The organism is Actinomycetota bacterium, from assembly GCA_035759705.1.
In the GTDB taxonomy this organism is placed as follows: Bacteria; Actinomycetota; CADDZG01; order JAHWKV01; family JAHWKV01; genus JAJCYE01.
Genome location: DASTUJ010000148.1, coordinates 1 through 2,830 on the forward strand (window position 1 = coordinate 1; position 2,830 = coordinate 2,830).

6 protein-coding genes are annotated in these 2,830 nt (G+C 63.7%); 5 read left to right on the forward strand and 1 reads right to left on the reverse strand.

Translation table 11 applies throughout. The features are described from left to right. Positions 1 to 10: 10 nt before the first annotated feature. Positions 11 to 124: a DUF1206 domain-containing protein gene (locus VFV09_10250; protein HEU4868096.1), complete on the forward strand. Its 114-nt coding sequence runs from the start codon at positions 11 to 13 to the stop codon at positions 122 to 124. A gap of 25 nt (positions 125 to 149) precedes the next feature. Then, complete coding sequence (locus VFV09_10255) at positions 150 to 407, forward strand: hypothetical protein (protein ID HEU4868097.1); 258 nt, start codon at positions 150 to 152, stop codon at positions 405 to 407. A gap of 8 nt (positions 408 to 415) precedes the next feature. Here VFV09_10255 and VFV09_10260 read toward each other — a convergent pair whose 3' ends face one another. Next, positions 416 to 673, reverse strand: coding sequence for a hypothetical protein (locus VFV09_10260; GenBank protein ID HEU4868098.1), 258 nt, complete (start codon positions 671 to 673; stop codon positions 416 to 418). Positions 674 to 789: 116 nt separating this feature from the next. Between VFV09_10260 and VFV09_10265 the strand changes: the two genes are divergently transcribed. The 3 genes from VFV09_10265 to VFV09_10275 form a co-directional block, all read left to right on the forward strand. Further along, entirely contained in the window at positions 790 to 1,239 is a 450-nt protein-coding gene (locus VFV09_10265; protein ID HEU4868099.1) for a hypothetical protein, read from the forward strand. Between the two features lie 134 nt (positions 1,240 to 1,373). Further along, positions 1,374 to 2,066, forward strand: coding sequence for a cytochrome c oxidase subunit II (gene coxB / locus VFV09_10270; protein ID HEU4868100.1), 693 nt, complete (start codon positions 1,374 to 1,376; stop codon positions 2,064 to 2,066). A 56-nt stretch (positions 2,067 to 2,122) separates the two neighbouring features. Then, positions 2,123 to 2,830, forward strand: a 708-nt coding sequence (locus VFV09_10275; protein HEU4868101.1) for a cbb3-type cytochrome c oxidase subunit I, incomplete at its 3' end; no start/stop codon positions are given.

Sequence of the window (2,830 nt, forward strand, 5' to 3'; positions counted from 1 at the left end):
CCTGCGAAAGATCGTTACGGCGCCCGGGGGCTACTGGTGGCTGGAGATCGTGGCCGCCGGGCTTGCGGCTTTCGGGATCTTTTCGCTCGCCCAGGCGCGTTACCGATCGGTCATGAACTCCTAGTACAGGTTCGTGGGAACCTGTACTAGTGAACCTGACCGTGGCCGCCTGGGTAGTAGGGATCCTGGCTGCCCTGTACGCGCTCCATCACGGAGCTCTTTGGATGGAGCGCCGCGGCTGGATCTTCTACCGGGACACCAAGGCCGGCTCCACCTCGAGGAGCAACGCGTTCATGCAGGTGCAGGCGATGTTCGAACCCCGTGCGGAGTACGTGGTCGAAGGCCGGCGGTCGGACGAAATCAAGGCCGCCGAGGACGCAGGCCCCGGCGGCCCTTCGAAGATTTAGCCCTTGGGTTACTCGCCCGGAGGGGGAGTGTCCGGAATCGGCTCGTCCGGCTTCAGGGTGACGTTGTCGGCGATCATCGAGGTTTCCGACTCCTGCACCGGCAGCTTGCCTTCACCACGCAACTGAACCATCTCTTCGGGGTCCTTCTTGATCGGGGCTACGTTCCCACTGAATGCCGTCGACGTGTCGATCGGGGTGTCGGGAATCTGTTCTGGATCCGGCATCTCAGGCATGTCGATGTCATCGCTGCTAATTACGTCGCCCATTTGTGGTCCTCCTCGAAGTCTGTGGATCCCTACCGCTCGTATACCCGCGCGTCGCCCTCGAAAAACAGGAGCGAGCGGATCCCGCGGCGGCGGTACGCTGAACGGGTGAGTACTTGGTGATCGGGTCACAGGAGCGCCAAACAAGCCGGTCCAACCTGTTGCGCTGGGCGGTGGTCCTTTCGATCTCGGCCGGTCTTATCCACGGGCTTAACGTCCAGGAGCACCTGGCGGAATGGTGGGGGTACGGGTTCTTCTTCCTGTTCGCCGCCGCCGGGCAGTTCGTCTACGGGCTGATCCTGATCGTCCAGCCCTGGAACTACGACGAAACGGGCGGGCGCCGGGACGGGAGGCGCTACGCACGCATGTTCTACCGGGGCGGGATCGTCGCCAACGGGTTCCTCATCGTCCTCTACCTGGTGACCCGCACAGCAGGCATCCCCTTCCTCGGCCCCTCTGCCGGGCAAACCGAGCCGTTCACACCGCTGGGGCTCGCAACCAAGCTGATCGAGGCGGCTCTGGTGGTGGTGCTGGTCATCATGGTCCGGCGGGACCGGCAGCCGGCATAGGGGCCCGATCCCCCTCGAGTAGGTATCATCGGATTGTCCAACGAAAGGGGTAGCTGATTCCTTCAGCAGCACCAGTCCCGGGTTCCACGTTTCGTCGCAGAGCTAGGGTTTACCTGGCCTTCGCCGGCCTGCTCATCCTCGCCGGGTGCAACACGAACTTCGGCCTCCCCGAGAGCGTCACCGAGCAGGGTGACGCCGTCTCCCACGTCTGGCGGTTCTTCACTCTCACCGCAGCCGCGGTGGGAGCGCTCGTGTGGGGGCTGATCCTCTGGTCGGTCTTCCGGTACAAGCGCCGCAGCGACGAGCTGCCCAAGCAGACCCTCTACAACATCCCGATGGAGATTCTCTACACCACCGTTCCCCTGATACTGGTCGCAGTCCTGTTCACCGTGAGCATTCGTGGAACCCGGCAGGTAGTCGACCGGGTCGAGGACCCTGACGTCACAGTCGACGTGACCGGTTTTCAGTGGCAGTGGCGGTTCGATTACCCGGAAGAGGGAGTGGTCGTGGTGGGCGAGACGGATCGTCAGGCGGAGCTCGTGGTGCCGGTTGGGGCCACCGTGCGGGTCAACCTCACCTCCACCGACGTGATCCATTCGTTCTGGCTCCCGGAGTTCATGATCAAGATGGATGCAATCCCCCACCGGATCAACGAGTTCGACATGAACGTCACCCGGGCCGGCACGTTCGACAGCGGCCGGTGCGTCGAGTACTGCGGCCTGAATCACGACGACATGCGATTCACCGTCCGGTCGGTTCCCCAGTCCGAGTTCGACGCGTGGGTAGCCGAGGAGTCTGCCAACTCTGAAGCTGGAGCCCGCCCATGACCCTTACCGAAGAACGCATCGAGCAGACCAATCCCCCACCGGCGCCGCGGGGCGGGATGCTCGACTGGCTGACCACCACCGACCACAAAAAGGTCGGCATCCTTTACATGGTCACCGCTTTTGCCTTCTTCATGCTCGGCGGCCTGCTGGCGATGCTGATCCGGACCGAGCTGGCCGCCCCGGGCAAGCAGGTGGTGAGCGACGGCACCTTCAACCAGCTGTTCACCATGCACGGCAGCATCATGATGTTCCTGTTTGCAGTCCCGTTCGCGGTCGGTCTGGCGAACTACCTGATCCCCCTGCAGCTCGGCGCGCCCGACATGGCGTTCCCCCGGCTGAACGCCCTCAGCTACTGGATCTTCCTGGCGGGCGGCATCACGATGGTCTCCGGCTTTTTGACCTCACGGGGCGCCGCCGCCTTCGGTTGGACCGCCTACCCGCCGCTGTCCGGCCCGATCTACTCCCCCGGCGCCGGAGGCGACCTGTGGGTGATGGGGGTGGCGCTGACCGGCACCGCGTCGATCCTGGGTTCGGTGAACTTCATCGCCACCATCTTCTTCATGCGGGCGCCGGGCATGACCCTGTTCCGGATGCCGATGTTCACCTGGAACATGTTCGTGGTCAGCTTCATGATGATCATCGCCTTCCCGGTTATCACGGCCGCCATGGCCATGCTCTACGCCGACCGCAACCTCGGATCGCACTTCTACGACGGGGAGGGCGGGGCGGTTCTGTTCCAGCACCTGTTCTGGTTCTTCGGCCAC